Source organism: Burkholderia sp. TSV86 (assembly GCF_001522865.1).
Classification (GTDB): Bacteria; Pseudomonadota; Gammaproteobacteria; order Burkholderiales; family Burkholderiaceae; genus Burkholderia.
The window spans coordinates 63,879-82,867 of the sequence record NZ_LOWB01000076.1 but is presented as its reverse complement, the minus strand read 5'-3'; the positions used below and the strand labels follow the sequence as shown (position 1 = coordinate 82,867).

Genomic DNA, 18,989 nt, shown 5'->3' with positions numbered 1-18,989 from the left:
ACGGGCAGCGGGCTGCCAAAGCCCGCCATTGTCGCAAAACTCGCGCTCCGACGCCGGAGCGCGCAAAAAACGGGCGGCCGGATGGTATCGCGTGCGCGACGATGGCTTGGGTTCGACGGGGGGCGCAGGGGCGGTGCCGCGCCGCGGCTGGTGCGCGAAGCTTCACCCGCGGCGAGTCGCGAATCGCGAACGCCGGGGCGCTGGCGGCGGGCCGGCAACCGGAAACCGGGCCGCCGCCGGCCGTGCGTGAGGAGCCGCCAACCTTACGCCAGCAAGCGGCGCGCAGCGTGCGAATTCACCGGGCCGGATGAATGGCGCGCGGAATGGCGCATTGTCCGCCGCGCCTTTGCGTTGGCGACACAGGTGGCTTCAATCGCCGGGCACGCACGCGTATCGCGGCTCTTCGCAAGAGCTGCTTCGTCATGCTGGTTGCGTCAATGCGCGGTGCCGTGCAGTTCGGCGTCGCCGGCTGCCCGTGCCGAGGCGCGCAGCGCGAACCCGAGACACGCGGCAAGGGCGGCGAAGATCGCGCCGCAGACGAATGCCGCGTGATAGCCGCCATTGAGAGCGGATTGCGTCGCAACGTGCGCGGCAGCGAGCGAGTCGGTGCGTGCGGCCGCGATGCTGGCGAGCACCGCGAGGCCGAGCGCGCCGCCCATCATGAAAGACGTGTTGACGATGCCCGATGCGAGCCCGGAATCGCTCGGGGCGACGTCGCTCATCGCGGCGAGCAGCACCGGATTGAACGCGATGCCCGCGCCGAAGCCGAGTAGCGCCATGCCGGGCAGCACATGCGCGACGAAGCTGCCGTTTGCGGGGGCGTGGGCGAACAGCGCGAGACCGAGCGCGGCGGCGGCAAGCCCGAATGCGATCGGCGCGCGGATACCGAAGCGCATCACGATCTTCGCCGACAGCCCAAGCGAGAATGCCGCCATGATCAGGTTCGCGGGCAGAAACGCCAGGCCGACCTCGAGCGGCCGGTAGCCGAGCACGCGCTGCATATAGAGCGCGGACAGGAAAAACCATGCGAACATCGCGGCGGCCCACAGCACGCCGATCGCGTTCGCGATCGCAACATTGCGCTTGGCGACGAGCGCGAGCGGCATCAACGGATGCGCGACGCGCGCCTCGATGCCGATGAACGCCGCGAACAGCGCCGCCGCCGCGCCGAGCAGCGCGACCGTTTGCGTTGACAACCAGCCGGCTTCGTTACCGTTGACGACGCCGTAGACGGCAAGCATCAGCGACGCGGTGACGGTGATGGCGCCAGCGATGTCCAGGCGTGCGCCGGCAGCCTGCGCGCGGATTTTCGGCAGCAGCGCGGCGGACAGCGCGTAGACGGCCACGCCGATCGGCAGATTGACGAGGAAGATCCAGTGCCAGCTCAACGCGCTTGTCAGCACGCCGCCCAGCAGCACGCCGAGGCTGCCGCCGCCCGCGCAGACGAAGCCGTAGACGCCCATCGCTTTCGCCCGCTCACCGGGTTCGGTGAACAGATTCATGATCAGCGACAGCGACACCGCCGAGACCACCGCGCCACCCGTTCCCTGCACCGCGCGCGCGGCGATCAGCACCGCCTGCGATTGCGCGATGCCGCATGCGAGCGATGCGAGCGTGAAAAGCGTCAAGCCGGCGAGGAATATCCGGCGATGGCCGTACAGATCGCCGAGCCGCCCGCCGAGCAGCAGGCAGCCGCCGAACGTCAGCATGTATGCGTTGACGACCCACACGAGCGCGGTTTCGGAAAAATGCAGGTCCGTGCCGATCGACGGCAGCGCGACGTTGACGATCGTCGAATCGAGCACGATCATCAGCACGCCCAGACAAAGAACGATCAGCGCATACCAGCGCTTTTCACCATGAATACCGTGCGTCATCGCGCGCGTCTCCTTCCTTTGTTTGATACGGAACGCGCAGCATTGTAAGCGGGTTGTGGCGGCCGCTGCTGCCGGTTGCTGACACCCGCACGGCAGGCGCGGGCCGCGCCGCGTGGGCGGGCTCACGCATGCCGCGCGTATTGTGTGCGCCGTTCGGAAGTGCGGCTTAGCGGCGCAACGTGTCGACCGCCGTGCGGCCGACGGCCGGATCGTCGGTGAAGAATCCGTCGATGCCCGCGCGCAGATACGCCTGAATTTCACGCACCGAGCCGGACGTATTGCGCGCGCTCGGCGCGCCGCCGTCCTTCAGCGAAGCCGGCAGGAAGTTGTTTTCCGGCCGGAACGTATACGGGTGCACAAGCAGCCCCGCTTCGTGCGCGTTGCGCACGTAGTCGGTCGGTTGCTGCAGCGTGCCGTTCGTGTCGACGGGGATGATCGACGTCTTGTACGGGCCGACCGCATTCGCATACGCTGCGATTTCACGCATGCCGCGCTGCGTCGACAGATCGCCGTAGGTGCGCGCGTCGCCCGCCTTCACGAAGTCGTATGGCTGCAGCTTGGGCTCGTCCATCAGTTGCACGAGCTTCCAGTTCGGCTGGCTCGCACCGATGCGGTTGCGGATTGCCTTCAGATTCGCGACTTCGAACGACTGGATGTAGATGGTCGCGTCGCGCGCAGTGTAGGTGTCCTTGCGCAGCGCGTCGATCAAGCGGTCCTCGAGCGGCAGGCCGATCGACTGGAAGTAGGTCGGATGCTTGGTTTCCGGATAGAGGTGGATCGTGCGGCCGACCTGCGTGGACATCTGCTTGGCGAGCGCGATGATTTCGTCGAAGGTCGGAATCTCGAACTGATCGTTGTAGCTCGTGTTTGCCGGGCGCAATTGCGCAATCCGTTCGCGCGCGCGCAGCGTCTTGAGTTCGGCGAGCGTGAAGTCTTCGGTGAACCAGCCGGTTAAGCGGGCACCGTCGATCGTCTTCGTCGTCTTGCGGTTCGCGAACTGCGGCAGTGCCGACACGTTCGTCGTGCCGGAGATTTCGTTCTCGTGGCGCGCGACGAGAACGCCGTCACGCGTCGCGACAAGATCGGGCTCGATGACGTCCGCGCCGTCTTCGATGGCCTTGCGGTACGACGCGAGCGTGTGTTCGGGGCGCAGCGCGCTCGCGCCGCGATGGCCAATGACCTGTACCTTCGCGGCGATCGGGCGCGTGTAGTTCGGGTCGTCGTCGCCGCCGCACGCGGCAAGTGTGAGCGCCGCGGCGCAGGCGAGCACGACGGGCGCGCATGCGAACGAACGTTTGAAGAGCATATCGTCGATCCTGTGAGATGAGAGTGGGAAGAAACAAGGAGACATCGGAGCGGGACGCATGCCGACACGGGCTGCCGCTGCTGACTGGGATGCGATCCTCGCAGCGAATCATTACACATATATTACTTGCACTGTCTGTGCTCTTTCGATATCGGGTGCAGCCCGATAAGCGCGGTTATCAGCGCGGCCGGGCAGGGGCGGTGCATTGGATCGAGGAGACGCGGCGTGGTTTGCCGGCATCGAGCAATGCCGGATGCTCGATGCCGGACGATCAGGTAAGCGAAACGAATCGCGCGCGTGCGCGGCCCCGACTTCGACGCAACGTCAGCGCGTGACGATCGCGGCGATGCCAAGACCGATAAAGAGCGCGCCCGCCAGATAGCGGCCGACGGTCATTGCCGGGCCGCCGGGCGCCGCGCGCTTGCGCAGCGGATGAGCGAGCGCGATGCAGACCAGATCGGCGAGCGAGAACAGCAGATTCGCGGATGCGCCGAGCAGGAAAAGCTGCCAGCCGACATCGAGCGGCGCCGACGGATCGACGAATTGCAACAGGAACGACATATAGAAGAGCGCCGATTTCGGATTCGATGCCTCGATCAGCGCACTCGACGAGATCACGTTTTTCGGCATCTCCGATGGCGCGCCGCCGGCGTCGGGTCGGGCGCGCACGCGCTGGATGCCGAGCCAGATCAGGTAGGCGCCGCCCGCGATGCGCAGCGCGTGATAGAGCCACGGCGACGTGTTCAGCACGACGACTGCTCCGATCGCAACCGCGCCGATCTGCAACAGCGCGCCGAGGTGGATGCCGAGCGCCGACAGCGCGCCCGCGCGCCGCCCATGCTGGAGCGTCAGCGAGACGGTTTGCAGCAACGCCGGGCCCGGAATGAAGCCGAAGCCGACGCAGGTAACGATGAATGCGAACGTAGGGCTCAACGTCATCGGGAATCGCTCGTCGTGAAAGAGGTGTTCGGATAGGCCCACGCGCGGGCTCGCAGGCGCAACGGCCGAGACGACAAGCTTAAAGTATGGCGGCGCGGCCGGACCATCGAACGAACCGAAGCGCAAGGCAGGCGCCGCCCGGCTCAGAGCCGCTTGTAATGGAACGTCGTCGAGCAGGGCGCGCCGTCGGGCATCAGCGCATAGTTCGGCACGACGCCGACGTGCTGCCATCCGGCGCTCTGGTAGAGCCGCTCGGCGTCGCTGCCCGTTGCCGTATCGAGTACGAGAAGCGTTTTGCCAAGCTCGCGTGCGGCATCGTCGAGCGCTGCCAGCAGCCGTCGCGCGACGCCCTGGCGGCGCACGTCGCGTCGCACCAGCATCTTCGCGACGTCGGCGCGATGCGGTTGGTTTTCCGGCAGGCCGACGATCATCTGCACGGTGCCAACGACGCGTCCATCGGCTTGCTCCGCGACGAACAGCACGCGCTCGCCGCGCGCGACGCGCGCAGCCACATCGCGCCAGAACGCGTACGCGCGCTCGGGCGCGAGCGGCGCCATGAAGCCGACCGACGCGCCGCCGTCGACACAGTCGAGCAGCACGTCGGCGAGCGCGTCGACGTATGCGGCCGCTTCGTTCGGGCCGATCCGGCGTATGCCGATGGGGCCGATTGTGTCGCTCATCCGGATCGTCCGGTGTGCGCGATGGGCGCTGATGCGAGCGCAACGACATAACGCGCGGTCTTGCGGCCCGGATTGAAGAAGATGGCCGGACGATCGATGCGCATCGCGAGGCAGTCGCCGGCCGCGACGCGCCACGTGTCATCGCCGGTCGTGATGTCCATCTCGCCGTCGAGCATCCAGATTTGTTGATGAACGTCGGCGTTGCGCTCGCCGGCGTCGTAGGCGACGCGTTCGCCGGGGGGAACCGCACTTCGACGAGCGTGAGCGGCGACGGCATCGACGGCGACAACGTACGACGCACGTAGCCCGACGCCGGATCTTTCCAGACCGGCTGCTCGGCCGCGCGCGCGAGTGGCGAAGCGGTTCGTTCGGCGTGCCCGTCTTCGAACAGCGACGCGAGCGGCACGCCGAGCGCGGTGGCGAGCCGTTCGAGCACGACGGCCGTCGGGCTGCTCTGCGCGCGTTCGATTAGCGAGATGTTCGAGCGGCTCACTTTGCTGCGCTCGGCGAGCGCATCGAGCGAATAGCCGTGGAAATCCCGCAATGCGCGCACGCGCCGGGCGATCAATTGGTTGACGTTCATGTGTTCTAGTATATTGGATGAAAATCCAAAATACTAGAACATGACAGGGAGGGGCTCACGGCAGGCGTGGCGGGTCATGCATCAGGCCGGGCCATCGATCCGGATTGCACGCAACGCGGAATGTGTGGCCGCATCGGCGCGGATGCATGCATCGCGCATCCGCGAACGTTGCCGCGTTCGACACCCTCGTCACGCATGCCGACGGCGCCAAATCGCGCGCGGGCTTACTGGCTCGCCGCCGCGGCCGCGCCCGATGCGCGCGCGGCCGGCCACTGCATCTCGCCCTTGATGACTTTCGCGCTGATCTCGAGCGACGACACGTCGCCGAGATTCGGATAGCGCGCCCTCATCGCCGCGATCAATTCCTCGGCATTTTTGGCCTTGGCCGCTTGCGTCTCGAACGTGATCAAATAGTCGCGCGTGAACTTCACGGCCGCGAGCGAGTAAGGCTTGCTGCCGTCCGGATTCGCGAGATAGTGGCCCGGCACGACGCGCGCCGGATGCAGCGCGGCAATCCGGTCGAGCGTCTCGATCCAGTGGCGGCGCGACTCGGGCGTTTGCGTGTCGGCAATCCACACGTGAATGTTCGCCGCGACGGGAACGCCGCCCACCACGGCGCGCTCGGACGGAATCGATAAGAACGTGCGCTCGGGAGTCGGGCCGTCGAGGCCGACGACGCGCAGCTTGCGGCCGTCGAGCGTCAGCGTGTCACCGTCGAGCGGCTGCGGGACAACGAGCGTATGCGGGGCGTTGTCCTTCAGGATTGGTCCCCAGTAGGCGAGCTTGTCGTCCTTGTTCGCATTGATCGCGGCGACCGTTTGCGGTGTCGCGACGATTTTTGCGTCCGGGAACGCGGCCTTGATCGTATCTAGGCCGAAGTAATAGTCCGGATCGCTATGGCTCACGTAGACGAGCTTGAGCGGCTTGCCGGTTGCCTTGATCTTGTCGACCAGCGCCTGCGCGTCGTTGCGCTGGAATTGCGCGTCGATCAGGATCGTGCCCGTGCGGCCGGTGATGATCTCGGACGAAACGGGAAAGACGCTTTTTTCACCGGGGTTGTAGACATCGATCCTTAGCGGCGACCGGTCGCTTTGCGCATGGACGAGGCTCGGGCCGAAAACGGATGCCGCCGTGACGGCGAGTGCTGCGATGATGCGCAAGAACATAAAGGGCTCCACGGTAAAAAAGCATGGGTTCGCGCCGGCCGCGTTGCGCATTGCGCGCTACGCGGGTAAGCCGATGATAGTATCTGCGATACAGGTAGTTACCGGCGGAAACTATAGACGGGGCGGCGATGATGGAAAAGAGCGTACTTGAGAGTCAGCAGGTTACCGGCGAGAAACCGTCGCTGCTCGACGCGCCGCGCGACGGCAACGTTTACGCGGCGCAATGTCCGACCCGGCACGTGCTTGACCGCATCGCGGACAAATGGACTGTCCTGATTCTTGCATTGCTTGCGCATCGGCCGTTGCGCTTCAATACGTTGCTGCGGCATATCGAAGGCTTGTCGCAGAAGGTCTTGTCGCAAACGCTCAAGCGGCTCGAGCGGGACGGCCTCGTGGCCCGCACGGCTTATCCGACGATGCCGGTTTCGGTTGAATATGCGCTCACGCCGCTCGGCCAGACGCTCGCGGCCTCGGTCTGGCCGCTCATCGCATGGGCGGAGTCGAATATCGGCGCGGTGCTCGATGCGCGCGCCGCCTACGACGAACAGCGGAACGTGACGCGGGTGTAGAGTCGCGCGCCGCCCAGCTCGCGGGCGTAACCGGCTTACGATTTGCGCGCGGACGTGATGATCGTGGGGCCGGGCATGGTGGCCGCGACGGCGGCGCGGTTTCGCGGCGATGCGCCGCGCGGCTGGCCCGACGTGCGGCGCGCGTTGCCCACAGGCGCCTGCACGAGCCTACAGACACTTGCAGGCAGCCTGGCCGGTCACGGCAACTCTCCTGCTTATTCGACGTCGAGCGCGCCGATGAGCTTCGCGCCGTGATGCAATCCGATCGCGCGGGTCAAGCGCGCGGCGTCCACCGGGCTTGCCGCGCTGCCGCGCGCTCCGGCTAGATCGACAGACAGATTTTGCCGAAGTGCTTGCCCGCGGCCTGATGACGGAACGCTTCGGCAATGTCGTCGAGCGCGAACGTGCTGTCGATCACCGGCTTGATGCCCGTCGCCTCGATCGCGCGCACCATGTCAATCTGATGCCGGCGGCTGCCGACGATGAGACCTTGCAGCTTTTGCTGCCGCGTCATCAGCGTGACGGTCGGCACTGGACCTGCGATGCCCGTGAGCACGCCGATCAGCGCGATGTGGCCGCCGATCCGGCAGGCGGCGATCGATTGCGGCAGCGTGTCGGGCCCTCCCACTTCGATCACATAATCGGCGCCGGCGCCGTTCGTTTGTTCGAGCACCTTCGCGGCCCAGTTTGCGTCGCGCCGGTAATTGACGACGTGATCGGCGCCGAGCGCCCGCGCGCGTTCGAGCTTCTCGTCCGACGACGACGTGACGATCACGCGCGCCCCCATTTGCTTGGCGAATTGCAGCGCGAAGATCGATACGCCGCCCGTGCCGAGCACGAGCACGGTGTCGCCGGCCTTCAGACGGCCGTCCACCACGAGCGCGCGCCATGCAGTCAGGCCGGCTGTCGTCAGTGTCGCGGCTTGCTCATGCGTATAGCCGCTTGGCGCACGCGTGAACCAGTGCGCGGGCCGCACGACGGTTTCGCGCGCATAGCCGTCGACGCCGTCGCCGGGCACCGTCGCGAAATCCGCGGTCGTCGGGCCGCCGTCGAGCCATTGCGGGAAGAACGTCGATACCACCGCATCACCGGGCGCGAACTCCGTGACGCCTTCGCCGATCGCTTCGACGACGCCCGCGCCATCCGACATCGGAATGCGCTTGTCAGCCGCGCTCATTCTGCCGGTGACGACACCGAGATCGTGATAGTTGAGCGAGCTTGCATGGATACGCACGCGAATTTCGCCGGCGCCTGGCGTGCCCGGATCGGCGAGCGTGACGCGGACGAGTTGTTCGAGGCCAGCGGGCTGGCGCAGCATGATGGCTTTCATGATCCGACTCCTGTGAATGGCGAGCGCACGGGTGGTGCGCTGCGAAATCGACGTTGATCGAATTGTCTCGACGTGCTTCGATATGCGCAAGAACGTACAATTAAAGCTGGTACTGTCAATTATGTAGGTATGAACATGCGACCGAAGCGGCTGGACAGCAAGAGCGGATGCGATGTCGAAGTGACGCTTTCCGTGATCGGTGGATTGTGGAAGCCCGTCATTCTGTTTCATTTGCTGCGTGGCAAGCGGCGCTTCATGGAGTTGACGCGGCTCATGCCCAATACGACGCAGCGCATGCTGACCTTGCAGTTGCGTGAGCTGGAGGCGGATGGCATCGTCGCGCGCCATGTCTATCCGCAGGTGCCGCCGAAGGTTGAATACGAGCTGACGCCGCTGGGCCAGACGCTCGCGCCGGTATTGATCAGCTTGCGCGAGTGGGGCGAATCGTATCGGGAGCGCCAGACGGGCGTCGTGGCTGACCGGCCGGCGTGCGAGGACATCCCGTTGAAGCGAAAGCGTGCGTCCGGCATGGAGAATGCGGCATAGCGCATCGCTTTCGTTGCCGGCTAGCGGCTTTTCGGATTGCCGGGTGGACGGGCGGCACGATGACGATCGATTTGGAATTTTTCCGGAATTTTTGAAATCTTACGGAATCGGATTTGATTTCTCAGATAAGAAATATCGACATTGAATGCGCGATGAGATGATCGACTTTATGTGAATGGTTGAATGGCTGGCCGAATGAAAGACGATCAACGAAATATGAAAGAGAGTGCATGTCCGTCTTCGGCCGGCCGAGGTGCGCGCGAACGGCGCCAGCGTGCGATGCCGCACTAGTGAGGAGCTGAGTCGGATTGGTCAGGTTTTTTATGAGTTTAGTTGCGTTTGATTTTATTTTTTGAGCAATTTCTGGCGAGCGGCGTATATGGCTGTTATACGCATTTCATCGGAGATCATGTAACGGAAAAATTCATTCGTTACGTTACGCAAAACGTAACGGCGCCGGTGGGCAGCGTAAGTGCGATTGCGCCTGCGCGGAGTTGAAACACTAAATGCTATGTGAGTCGGTTTCGTTGGGTGAAATGCTGCGCGGGCGGCGATTCAAATCGGTTGGCATGCTTTGTGCAGTGAGGTTCTTGTCGCGATGGCGGCAATATCCCTCCACACGAGATCACATCAATGAAACATCGCTTCAGGTCGACGGCCATCGCACTATCGGCTACAGCGGCATTCAGCGCGATGCCCGCGCCTGCCGTTGCGCAACGGGCGAGCTTCGGCCCGGTCCGGGTTTCGGCCGGTGAACCCGGCGGCGCCAGCCTGGACGGCGCATGGGCCGTATCGACCGGCGGCGTGCCGGACGCTGTGGCGCGTGCCGGCGTTCGCGGCTCGACGGATGTGTCGGGGCACGTGAGCGATCCGGCGGCCACGTTGGCGGGCGGCGGGCCTTCGGCAGTCGCGCCGGGCCGTGGCGTGAGCAATGCCGGCGGCTTGCTTTCGAATACCGCGGGTGACTTGTCGAGTGCGGGCATTGCACGCAGTGCGGCGGCAGCGCAAGCGCCGACGGGCGTGCTGGCTGACGCGGCGAATGCCAACCCGGTGGCGAACGCGCTCGGCGATGTCATGAACGAGCTGCCGGCCATCAACCCGGCAGGCGTATTGACGAGCGCACTCAATAACGTCACGGAGGCACTCGGCAGCGTCGGCTCGGGCGGCGGCAATCCGATCGTCCCGATCGCCAATGTCGTGAGCGGCGCAGTCGATGCGCTGGCGGCCGGCGATCTGCGCCACTCCGCTGCGGCGGCGAGCGGCGCGCTCGGCGCGGCCGCCCACGCGTTGACGGGCGTGGGCGGAGCGGGCGTTCTGCCGGGCACGCAACCCGACTACACCGGCTGGCGTGCAGATGTGGACGGCGCGACGTCATCGGGCGGTGTCGCGCTCGGCAGCAGCGTGGCGAACATCGCGCGTTCGGCTCTCTCGACGGGAGCCGCCGCGGTCGGCAGCGTCATCGATTTGGTCGGTTCGTCGGCCGAAACGATGCTGCACGCATTGCCGGGCGTGGGGAGCCCGATACCGAAGCCGGTTGCGGGCTCGGGCGAGGCGGCGGCAAACCTGCGAGTTCCCGCCGCCTTGCCTGCCCCGACACGGGCAGGCGCCCTGCCGAGATAACGCTCGCCGGCCGACGGGCGAGGGTGCCGCGCGGGGCGCACGCGCCTTTGCAACGCGGAAGATAACCCGAGTCAATCGAATGGCGCGGCATGCCGGCCGGCCGACGCCGCTTATTTGCCGGCGGCGATATGCGTTGCGTACACATATATGGATCAGCGAGCGGAAGATCGGTGCGCGGCTTCTCGCGGCAATCTGATCCATCCCCAAGATGCTGGCGGACATCCGCACTCAGCGCACCAGCGTGGCGTCACGGACCGATCCGCGCGAGCGCCGATATGAGTCGGCGCCGGAGCGGCAAGAACCCCTCTGCGGTTGAGGCGGGGCCAGGCTATTTCGCAGATCCTTGTTTTTAAAAATTTTTTCCCAATGGTGAAGCGCCAGTCACTGGTTTCCGTGCGTCGTAACCCCTCCGAAATTTCCGCAATCCCAGCTTCTTGAATTTGTCAAAACCCGTCCATATAATTAGCACTCACTGCACGAGAGTGCTAACAATTCCTGCCGGGCAGTACACTGGCCGGCAGTTTCCCAGCGTTCTTCAGTCTCATTTAAGAGAGGAGTGAATATGAACCTTCGTCCGTTGCACGATCGCGTGATCGTCAAGCGCCTGGATCAGGAAACCAAGACCGCCTCGGGCATCGTGATTCCCGATGCGGCAGCTGAAAAGCCGGATCAAGGTGAAGTGCTCGCCATCGGTCCGGGCAAGCGCGATGACAAAGGCGCGGCGATCGCGCTCGACGTGAAGGTCGGCGATCGTGTGCTGTTCGGCAAGTACGCCGGCCAAACCGTCAAGGTCGACGGCCAGGAACTGCTCGTGATGCGCGAAGAAGACATCATGGCTGTGGTCAACGCCAAGTAAGCGTTCACTTAACGGTACATATTCCCAAGAATCCAAGGAGTTAGAAGATGGCAGCTAAAGACGTCGTATTCGGCGATTCCGCTCGCGCGAAGATGGTCGAAGGCGTGAACATTCTCGCCAACGCAGTGAAGGTCACGCTGGGTCCGAAGGGCCGCAACGTCGTGCTCGAGCGCAGCTTCGGCGGCCCGACGGTCACCAAGGACGGTGTGTCGGTCGCCAAGGAAATCGAGCTGAAGGACAAGCTCCAGAACATGGGCGCGCAAATGGTCAAGGAAGTCGCTTCCAAGACCAGCGACAACGCAGGCGATGGCACGACGACGGCAACCGTTCTCGCGCAATCGATCGTTCGCGAAGGCATGAAGTACGTCGCATCGGGCATGAACCCGATGGACCTGAAGCGCGGTATCGACAAGGCCGTTGCTGCGGCAGTCGAAGAGCTGAAGAAGATCAGCAAGCCGTGCACGACGAACAAGGAAATCGCGCAAGTCGGCGCGATCTCGGCGAACAGCGATTCGTCGATCGGCGATCGCATCGCTGAGGCGATGGACAAGGTCGGCAAGGAAGGCGTGATCACCGTCGAAGACGGCAAGTCGCTCGCCGACGAACTCGACGTCGTCGAAGGCATGCAGTTCGACCGCGGCTACCTGTCGCCGTACTTCATCAACAACCCGGACAAGCAAGTCGCCGTCCTCGAGAACCCATACGTGCTGCTGCACGACAAGAAGGTCTCGAACATCCGCGATCTGCTGCCGGTGCTCGAACAAGTCGCGAAGGCAGGTCGTCCGCTGCTGATCATCGCTGAAGACGTCGAAGGCGAAGCGCTCGCAACGCTGGTCGTCAACAACATCCGCGGCATCCTGAAGACCGTTGCGGTCAAGGCGCCGGGCTTCGGCGACCGCCGCAAGGCAATGCTGGAAGACATCGCGATCCTGACCGGCGGCCAGGTCATCGCGGAAGAAACCGGCCTCACGCTCGAGAAGGCTACGCTGGCCGAACTGGGGCAGGCCAAGCGCATCGAAGTGGGCAAGGAAAACACGACGATCATCGACGGTGCAGGCGAAGCAGCGAGCATCGAAGCGCGCGTCAAGCAAATCCGCACGCAGATCGAAGAAGCAACGTCGGACTACGATCGTGAAAAGCTGCAAGAGCGCGTGGCGAAGCTGGCCGGCGGCGTCGCAGTGATCAAGGTCGGCGCCGCGACCGAAGTCGAAATGAAGGAAAAGAAGGCGCGTGTCGAAGACGCGCTGCACGCAACCCGTGCTGCCGTTGAAGAAGGCATCGTCCCGGGCGGCGGCGTTGCGCTGATCCGCGCACGCACCGCGATCGCCGAACTGACTGGCGCCAACGCCGACCAGAATGCCGGCATCAAGATCGTGCTGCGCGCGATGGAAGAGCCGCTGCGTCAGATCGTCACGAACGGCGGCGAAGAAGCCAGCGTCGTGGTGGCGGCAGTTGCTGCAGGCAAGGGCAACTACGGCTACAACGCGGCGACGGGTGAGTACGTCGACATGGTCGAAGCCGGCGTCGTCGACCCGACCAAGGTCACGCGCACCGCGCTGCAGAACGCGGCATCGGTTGCGGGCCTGCTGCTGACGACGGACGCAGCCGTTGCCGAGCTGCCGAAGGAAGACGCTCCGGCGCCGGGCGGTATGCCGGGCGGCATGGGCGGCATGGGCATGGACATGTAATCGGCATCACGCCGGTTGCATCGAGGAACGCGCGGTGACGCGCGTTCTCCCAAACGAAAACACCCGCGTCGCTGCGGGTGTTTTCGTTTGGAGCGGCTGACTGCCGCCGGCCTGAAGCAGAAAGCGGGAAGCTGCAGGCCGGACGCCTAACGATAGAACGTGGCCGGCGCGGCGCGCGCCTTCGTCTCTTCGGCAAGCCCGCGCGACGCGGTTATCGGGCGCGCGGGCGGCGGTGTGGCGTCAGCGCGCGCGCTTGGCGATCGCTGACGCCATCGGCGTTTCGTCGTCATTGCTGCGCGCCCAGAAGAATCGATCCGGCAGATAGGCGCCCATGCCGGGCCGGAATGCGCCGCGTGCCGCCTGGTACAGATATTCCTGCGCTTCGCGCACTGCTTCCGGCGGCTCCTGGCCGTTCGCGAGCAGTGCGGCGATCGCCGCGCCGAGCGTGTCGGTGATGCCCATCAGCCGATGCGGCGTGCGTTCCCACAAATCCTGCCGGATCTGGCCTTCCTCGCTGTACAGCGAATTGACGAGCCGGTGCGAGCCCGTTTCCGTCGCCAGAATGTACTCGCAGCCTTGACCGAGCAAATGAGACAGCGCGGTGTCCAGATTGGGCGCTTCGGCGTCGCCGTCGGGCTGCGCGAGCGCGAGAAGCGTCGCGTGATCGGCGACGAGCAGCGTCGTTTGCGGCGCGAGCAGGTCGGCGATCGATTCGCGCAACTCGTCAGCGGCGAGCACGTGCTCGTCGTCGAGCGTGAAATCCGGTGCGAGGACGAGCGGCACGCCGTCGTAGTCAGCGGCCACCTCTGCGATCGCGCTCACGACCTCGGCGCGCGTCGCGGCGCCGATCTTGAAGGCGGCGACGGGCATGTCTTCGAGCAGCATGCGCGCTTGCGCGGCGACGGTGTCGGGATCGAGCCCGGTGACTTCGTCGCATGCGGCAGAATCGCGCACGGTATATCCCGTCAGGACGGACACGCCGTGACAGCCCATGCTTGCCAGGGTCATCAGGTCGGCTTGCAAGCCGGAGCCGCCCGTCGGGTCGGACAGGCCGAAAGTAAGGACGATCGGAGGGGTGTTGCTGGACATGGAAATGGGGAAAGAAAAAACGGTGAAGCGGGCCAGATGCGCCTGAGATGTGCGTGCGCGCAGCCATTATGAGGCGGAATTTGCCGATTCGAGCTTTTTTTTAACGTACTCGGCACGCTGGCGCCCTAGAAGGCGGATTGCTAGGCAGCCTGGCGCCGACACGGTACCATCATGGCTCTTTTGAAATCGACGGACTTTTCTTTACGCGGCTTAAGATGGAATATAAAAGCTGGATGTGCCTGATCTGCGGTTGGATCTACGACGAAGAAGCTGGGTTGCCGGAAGAGGGGATCGCTCCGGGCACACGTTGGGAAGATGTTCCCATCAATTGGACATGCCCTGAGTGCGGCGCGCGTAAGGAAGATTTCGAGATGGTTCAGATCTGACCGCCATCTCCGGCCGCCCGGTCCCGCGTGAGCGAGGGCCGGCGGCACGGCGCAACGGCATCGGCGGTCTTCCTGCGCTGCTTGCTGCGCGGCTATGTTTCTGGTGCTGACGCTCGTGCCCACTTTCCGCGAATTCGCATCACTCCCGATCCCGGACGCGTTGCCCAATCCACGAGGCGGTGCGGTACCGGCCGCCGACGCGGCATTGCAAGCCGCACAGCAGTCGTTCGCGCGGCATGCCGATCCGGCCGCGTCGCTTGCCGCGGCGGCCGCCGCGTTGCGCGAAGCGGGCTGGCTTGCCGCCGAGCGCTTCTGCAGTGCGCTGGCCGAAGCCGCACCGCTTGCGTCGATCGAGTTGCAGCCGGTCGGGTTTGAAACGGCGTTGCGGGATTTCCGGGCAGCGCTCGAGAGACGCAATTTGCGCGAGCTTGCGTGCTCGCCGGTTCTGTTCGAGCACTACCGGGCGCTGCGCGTGCAGGCCGCGAGCGATTTGCGCGCCGACACGCCGCTCGACGCGCTGGCGCTTGCCGGGCGGCCAGTGCCGGCCGCGACGCTGTATCCGTTGTCGGAACATGCGCTCGCGCATTTGCGCGCGCGTTACGAGCAGGCATTGCTCGGTGCGCTGCGCGTGCCGCAAGCTGCGTCCAGTGGGGCGCTCGATGGGCTCGCCGATTGCGTGGCCGAACTCGCCGGCCCGTTTCCTTACGATTATTGGCGGCTTGCGCTTGCATGCATCCGGGTGCTGCGCGCGAGCGGCGGCGTCGAACTCAAGCGTTTTCTCGCGCGCTGCAATCTGCTGCTCGGCGAGCAGGCGCGCGGCTTGCGAATCGCGCCCGACGCGCTCGTTAGGCAGACGCTCGCGCTCTTCTGGCGCGATTACGCGTTGTACGGTGCGGCGGCAGAGGATGGCGCCGATGTGGAACTGCTGCACGACTACGGGTTGACCGTCGCCTGGCATGTTGCGGGGACGCAGGCGTCCGAGGCGTTGTGGGAGGCGGGCGGCGCCGCGCGCGCGGAGGCGGACGCGGTGCGCGTCGAGCCGGTGCGCGAACTCGGCGCGGTGGTCGTCAACGGTCATGCGTATGAGGATTTTCTGCAAACGGCGGATGCATCGATGAGCGAGCTTACGCTGGATGCGCGCACGGCCGATGCCGGTGCGGCATTGCGCGCTGCACATGCCGCGTATCGCGTCGGTTCGGCCGCATGTGCGCTCGGCCTCGGTCATACGGCGCTGCTTGCAGATGCGCTGGGGCTCGCATGGCGGCGCCGCGCGCATCTCGGCGCGGCGCATGCGCTCAGCCCGGCGGCCTGCGCTCAGGCGGCCGAAGCGTTGCGTGCCGCGTTGCACAAGATCGCAGCCGGCATGGCGCCGCCCGATCTGTCGGCGGCGCGCGCGGCGCTCGCCGGCTCGTTGTCGGGCTTGGACGCCTCTCCGGTATAACCTGCACGGGCCGGGTGAGCCGAGCAAGTGTGTCAAAGTGTGTTACAAGAACCCTGAAGACACGTGCCGAAAAATCGCGAAAGCCATGCCGGCCCGTATATGCACGGGGTTGGGCAACAGCGCGCGGGACGGTACATCGATGGGTTTCGAACGCGTGATAGAGTGAGTGAACATCGTGTCGACTCGCGCGGCGACCGTGGCGCGCGAGGTCTTTGCTAAAATTCAAACTATGTCCAAGAGTTCCGATCGCATCAATCTCACCAACCAGTTTCTGATCGCCATGCCGAGCATGGCCGATCCGACGTTTTCAGGAACGGTGGTCTATCTTTGCGATCACAGCGAGCGCGGTGCGCTCGGCCTCGTCATCAATCGACCAACCGATATCGATCTCGAATCGCTTTTCAACCGTATCGATTTGAAGCTCGAAATCGAGCCGCTTCTGCACATCCCCGTGTATTTCGGCGGCCCGGTGCAGACCGAGCGCGGTTTCGTGCTGCACGAGCCGGTTGAGGGCAGTTCGTACAACTCATCGATGACGGTCGAAGGAGGGTTGGAGATGACGACGTCGAAGGACGTGCTCGAGGCGGTCGCGACGGGCACCGGCCCGAAGCGGTTCCTGCTGACGCTCGGCCATGCCGGCTGGGGCGCGGGCCAGCTCGAAGAGGAAATCTCGAAGAACGGCTGGCTCACGGTCGAGGCTGATCCGCGCATCGTGTTCGATACGCCCGCCGAGGAGCGTTTCGAGGCGGCGCTCGGTTTGCTCGGAGTCAGTTCGTCGATGCTCTCCGGCGAGGCAGGGCACGCATGAGCGCGGCGCTTGCGCGCGACGCGACGCTCCTTGCGTTCGACTACGGCGAAAAACGCATCGGCGTGGCGATCGGCAATCGGCTGACTCGATCGGCCCGTGCGCTCGTCATCATTCCCAATCTGAACCGCGAGCATCGCTTCAAGGCGATCGGCGAGCTGATCGCGCAGTGGCAGCCGGATGCGCTCGTCGTCGGCCTGCCGCTTCATCCGGACGGTGCGCCGCACGAGATGACGCAGCAGGCCAAGCGCTTCGGCAACCAGTTGAACGGACGCTTCAATCTGCCCGTGAGCTGGGTCGACGAACGCTACTCGTCGGTCGACGCGCGCGCGGACTTGCGCGCACGCGGCGCAGCCGCGGCGCGCATCGATGCCGAAGCCGCCCGCATCATTCTTCAACAATATCTCGACGAGTTGTCCGACCATCATGAGCTTCATTGATGCCGAGGCGCTTTACCGCGTCCTGCTCGACCAGATTCGCGGCGCCTATGGGCAAGCTGCGTTCTCAGCGCCGCACGGCCCTGTCGTTGCCGGCATTTACAGCGGCGGCGCGTGGCTTGCGGAGCGCCTGGCGCGCGATTTGGCCGCGCCGGGCTTCGGCGTCGTCAACGTCGCGCTGCATCGTGACGATTATGCGAAAAAAGGGCTGCACAGCCAGGCGAGCCCGACATCGCTGCCGTTCGAGGTCGAGGGGCGCCGGATCGTGCTCGTCGACGACGTGCTGTACACCGGGCGCACCGTGCGGGCCGCGCTCAACGAACTGTTCGACTACGGGCGCCCCGCCGCCGTCGAACTGGCGGTGCTTGCCGATCGCGGCGGGCGCGAGCTGCCGGTGGCGGCGCGCTTCGTTGGCGGCACGCTCGACGTCGCGGCCGACGCGACGCTCGTGCTCGAGCGCACCGACGCCGCCGCGTTCACGCTTCGCACCGAGGCGCGCGGCCTCTGAGGCCGCCGCGCCATGCACTCCGGCCGCCCGCGCCCGATTTGCGCGGGCGTGCCGTTCAGCAACACGTTGGAATCACGCACATCATGACGACCGACATTTCCGGCCGCACTGGCACCTCCGCTGCGTCCGCGCCCGCCGAGCGCCATCGCTACGGCTTCCTGAAGGGCAACCCGCAGCTCACGAAGAACGGCGAGCTCAAGCATTTGCTGACGATCGAGGGGTTGCCCCGCGCGGTCGTCAACCAGATCCTCGACACCGCCGAGCAATTCGTCAGCGTGACCGACCGCGAAGTGAAGAAGGTGCCGCTGTTGCGCGGCAAATCGGTGTTCAACCTGTTCTTCGAGAACTCGACGCGCACTCGCACGACGTTCGAGATCGCGGCGAAGCGCCTGTCCGCCGACGTGATCAATCTGAACATCAACGCGTCGTCGACGAGCAAGGGCGAATCGCTGCTCGACACGATCAACAACCTGTCGGCGATGCATGCCGATCTGTTCGTCGTGCGCCATGCGTCGAGCGGCGCGCCGTACCTGATCGCCGAGCACTGCGCGCCGCACGTGCACGTGATCAACGCGGGAGACGGCCGTCATGCGCATCCGACGCAGGGCCTGCTCGACATGTATACGATCCGCCACTACAAGCGCGATTTTACGAAGCTGCGTGTGGCCATCGTCGGCGATATCCTGCACTCGCGCGTCGCGCGCTCGGACATCCACGCGCTGACCACGCTCGGCGTGCCGGAAGTGCGCGCGATCGGCCCGCGCACGCTGCTGCCGGGCGGGCTCGAGCAGATGGGCGTGCGTGTATTCCATAATCTCGACGAAGGCTTGAAGGGCGTCGACGTGATCATCATGCTTCGTTTGCAGAACGAACGGATGAGCGGCGCGCTGCTGCCATCCGCGCAGGAGTACTTCAAGAGCTGGGGGCTCACGCCCGAGCGTCTCGCGCTGGCCGCGCCCGACGCGATCGTGATGCACCCCGGCCCGATGAACCGCGGCGTCGAGATCGACTCGCAGGTGGCCGACGGCCCCCAATCGGTGATCCTGAACCAGGTGACTTTCGGTATTGCCGTGCGCATGGCGGTAATGGGCATCGTCGCGGGCAACAGCGACTGAACGCGCGCGGCGGCGCGGGCTCGTGCCCGCCGCAGTGCGCCGCGCATC

The 18,989-nt window shown here is 65.2% G+C and carries 18 protein-coding genes and 2 pseudogenes; 12 read left to right on the top strand and 8 right to left on the bottom strand.

The window, feature by feature from the left end; translation table 11 throughout:
* Positions 1–434 precede the first annotated feature (434 nt).
* The 6 genes and pseudogenes from WS68_RS13665 to WS68_RS13635 all read right to left on the bottom strand — a co-directional run.
* The gene (locus tag WS68_RS13665; RefSeq protein WP_059571320.1) at positions 435–1,877 is read right to left on the bottom strand and encodes a DHA2 family efflux MFS transporter permease subunit; all 1,443 of its coding nucleotides are present in this window, start codon (positions 1,875–1,877) and stop codon (positions 435–437) included.
* A gap of 166 nt (positions 1,878–2,043) precedes the next feature.
* Positions 2,044–3,183, bottom strand: coding sequence for a glycerophosphodiester phosphodiesterase (locus WS68_RS13660; protein WP_059571319.1), 1,140 nt, complete (start codon positions 3,181–3,183; stop codon positions 2,044–2,046).
* Positions 3,184–3,507: 324 nt separating this feature from the next.
* Positions 3,508–4,122, bottom strand: a complete 615-nt coding sequence (locus tag WS68_RS13650; protein WP_059571383.1) for a LysE family translocator — start codon at positions 4,120–4,122, stop codon at positions 3,508–3,510.
* Positions 4,123–4,265: 143 nt separating this feature from the next.
* Positions 4,266–4,802, bottom strand: coding sequence for a GNAT family N-acetyltransferase (locus tag WS68_RS13645; protein ID WP_059571317.1), 537 nt, complete (start codon positions 4,800–4,802; stop codon positions 4,266–4,268).
* Positions 4,799–5,385, bottom strand: a pseudogene (locus tag WS68_RS13640) (helix-turn-helix domain-containing protein). Before WS68_RS13640 ends, WS68_RS13645 begins: the two are co-directional and overlap by 4 nt.
* A gap of 227 nt (positions 5,386–5,612) precedes the next feature.
* A pseudogene (locus tag WS68_RS13635) lies at positions 5,613–6,551 on the bottom strand (MBL fold metallo-hydrolase); the annotation flags it as partial.
* A 131-nt stretch (positions 6,552–6,682) separates the two neighbouring features.
* Here WS68_RS13635 and WS68_RS13630 point away from each other — a divergent pair.
* The gene (locus tag WS68_RS13630) at positions 6,683–7,120 is read left to right on the top strand and encodes a winged helix-turn-helix transcriptional regulator (protein WP_059571316.1); all 438 of its coding nucleotides are present in this window, start codon (positions 6,683–6,685) and stop codon (positions 7,118–7,120) included.
* Positions 7,121–7,174: 54 nt separating this feature from the next.
* A complete protein-coding gene (locus tag WS68_RS13625; protein ID WP_231753016.1) occupies positions 7,175–7,375 on the top strand; it encodes a hypothetical protein in 201 nt (66 codons plus the stop codon).
* 67 nt (positions 7,376–7,442) lie between these two features.
* On the opposite strand, the gene WS68_RS13620 is transcribed toward WS68_RS13625, so the two are convergent.
* Entirely contained in the window at positions 7,443–8,450 is a 1,008-nt protein-coding gene (locus WS68_RS13620; protein ID WP_059571314.1) for a zinc-dependent alcohol dehydrogenase family protein, read from the bottom strand.
* Positions 8,451–8,585: 135 nt separating this feature from the next.
* Here WS68_RS13620 and WS68_RS13615 point away from each other — a divergent pair, with 135 nt between their 5' ends.
* The 4 genes from WS68_RS13615 (at position 8,586) to groL (ending at position 13,160) form a co-directional block, all read left to right on the top strand.
* On the top strand, positions 8,586–8,996 hold the full coding sequence (locus WS68_RS13615; protein WP_059571381.1) for a winged helix-turn-helix transcriptional regulator: 411 nt from the start codon (positions 8,586–8,588) through the stop codon (positions 8,994–8,996).
* A gap of 633 nt (positions 8,997–9,629) precedes the next feature.
* A complete protein-coding gene (locus tag WS68_RS13610; protein ID WP_059571313.1) occupies positions 9,630–10,616 on the top strand; it encodes a hypothetical protein in 987 nt (328 codons plus the stop codon).
* Positions 10,617–11,178: 562 nt separating this feature from the next.
* Positions 11,179–11,472 (top strand): co-chaperone GroES, encoded by a 294-nt coding sequence (gene groES, locus WS68_RS13605; RefSeq protein ID WP_059520003.1) that lies wholly within the window; start codon positions 11,179–11,181, stop codon positions 11,470–11,472.
* A gap of 47 nt (positions 11,473–11,519) precedes the next feature.
* A complete protein-coding gene (gene groL, locus WS68_RS13600; RefSeq protein ID WP_059571312.1) occupies positions 11,520–13,160 on the top strand; it encodes a chaperonin GroEL in 1,641 nt (546 codons plus the stop codon).
* A gap of 240 nt (positions 13,161–13,400) precedes the next feature.
* Here groL and thiD read toward each other — a convergent pair whose 3' ends face one another.
* Entirely contained in the window at positions 13,401–14,249 is an 849-nt protein-coding gene (gene thiD, locus WS68_RS13595) for a bifunctional hydroxymethylpyrimidine kinase/phosphomethylpyrimidine kinase (RefSeq protein ID WP_059571311.1), read from the bottom strand.
* Positions 14,250–14,464: 215 nt separating this feature from the next.
* Between thiD and WS68_RS13590 the strand changes: the two genes are divergently transcribed.
* The 6 genes from WS68_RS13590 (at position 14,465) to WS68_RS13565 (ending at position 18,941) form a co-directional block, all read left to right on the top strand.
* The gene (locus WS68_RS13590; RefSeq protein WP_004186709.1) at positions 14,465–14,635 is read left to right on the top strand and encodes a rubredoxin; all 171 of its coding nucleotides are present in this window, start codon (positions 14,465–14,467) and stop codon (positions 14,633–14,635) included.
* A 103-nt stretch (positions 14,636–14,738) separates the two neighbouring features.
* Positions 14,739–16,076: a hypothetical protein gene (locus WS68_RS13585; RefSeq protein WP_059571380.1), complete on the top strand. Its 1,338-nt coding sequence runs from the start codon at positions 14,739–14,741 to the stop codon at positions 16,074–16,076.
* Positions 16,077–16,305: 229 nt separating this feature from the next.
* Positions 16,306–16,884, top strand: coding sequence for a YqgE/AlgH family protein (locus tag WS68_RS13580; RefSeq protein WP_059571379.1), 579 nt, complete (start codon positions 16,306–16,308; stop codon positions 16,882–16,884).
* Positions 16,881–17,321 (top strand): Holliday junction resolvase RuvX, encoded by a 441-nt coding sequence (ruvX, locus tag WS68_RS13575; protein ID WP_059519999.1) that lies wholly within the window; start codon positions 16,881–16,883, stop codon positions 17,319–17,321. The genes WS68_RS13580 and ruvX overlap by 4 nt, the downstream gene beginning before the upstream one ends.
* Entirely contained in the window at positions 17,308–17,826 is a 519-nt protein-coding gene (pyrR, locus tag WS68_RS13570; RefSeq protein ID WP_059519998.1) for a bifunctional pyr operon transcriptional regulator/uracil phosphoribosyltransferase PyrR, read from the top strand. The genes ruvX and pyrR overlap by 14 nt, the downstream gene beginning before the upstream one ends.
* 83 nt (positions 17,827–17,909) lie before the next feature.
* Entirely contained in the window at positions 17,910–18,941 is a 1,032-nt protein-coding gene (locus tag WS68_RS13565) for an aspartate carbamoyltransferase catalytic subunit (RefSeq protein ID WP_059571310.1), read from the top strand.
* The last annotated feature ends 48 nt before the right edge of the window (positions 18,942–18,989 follow it).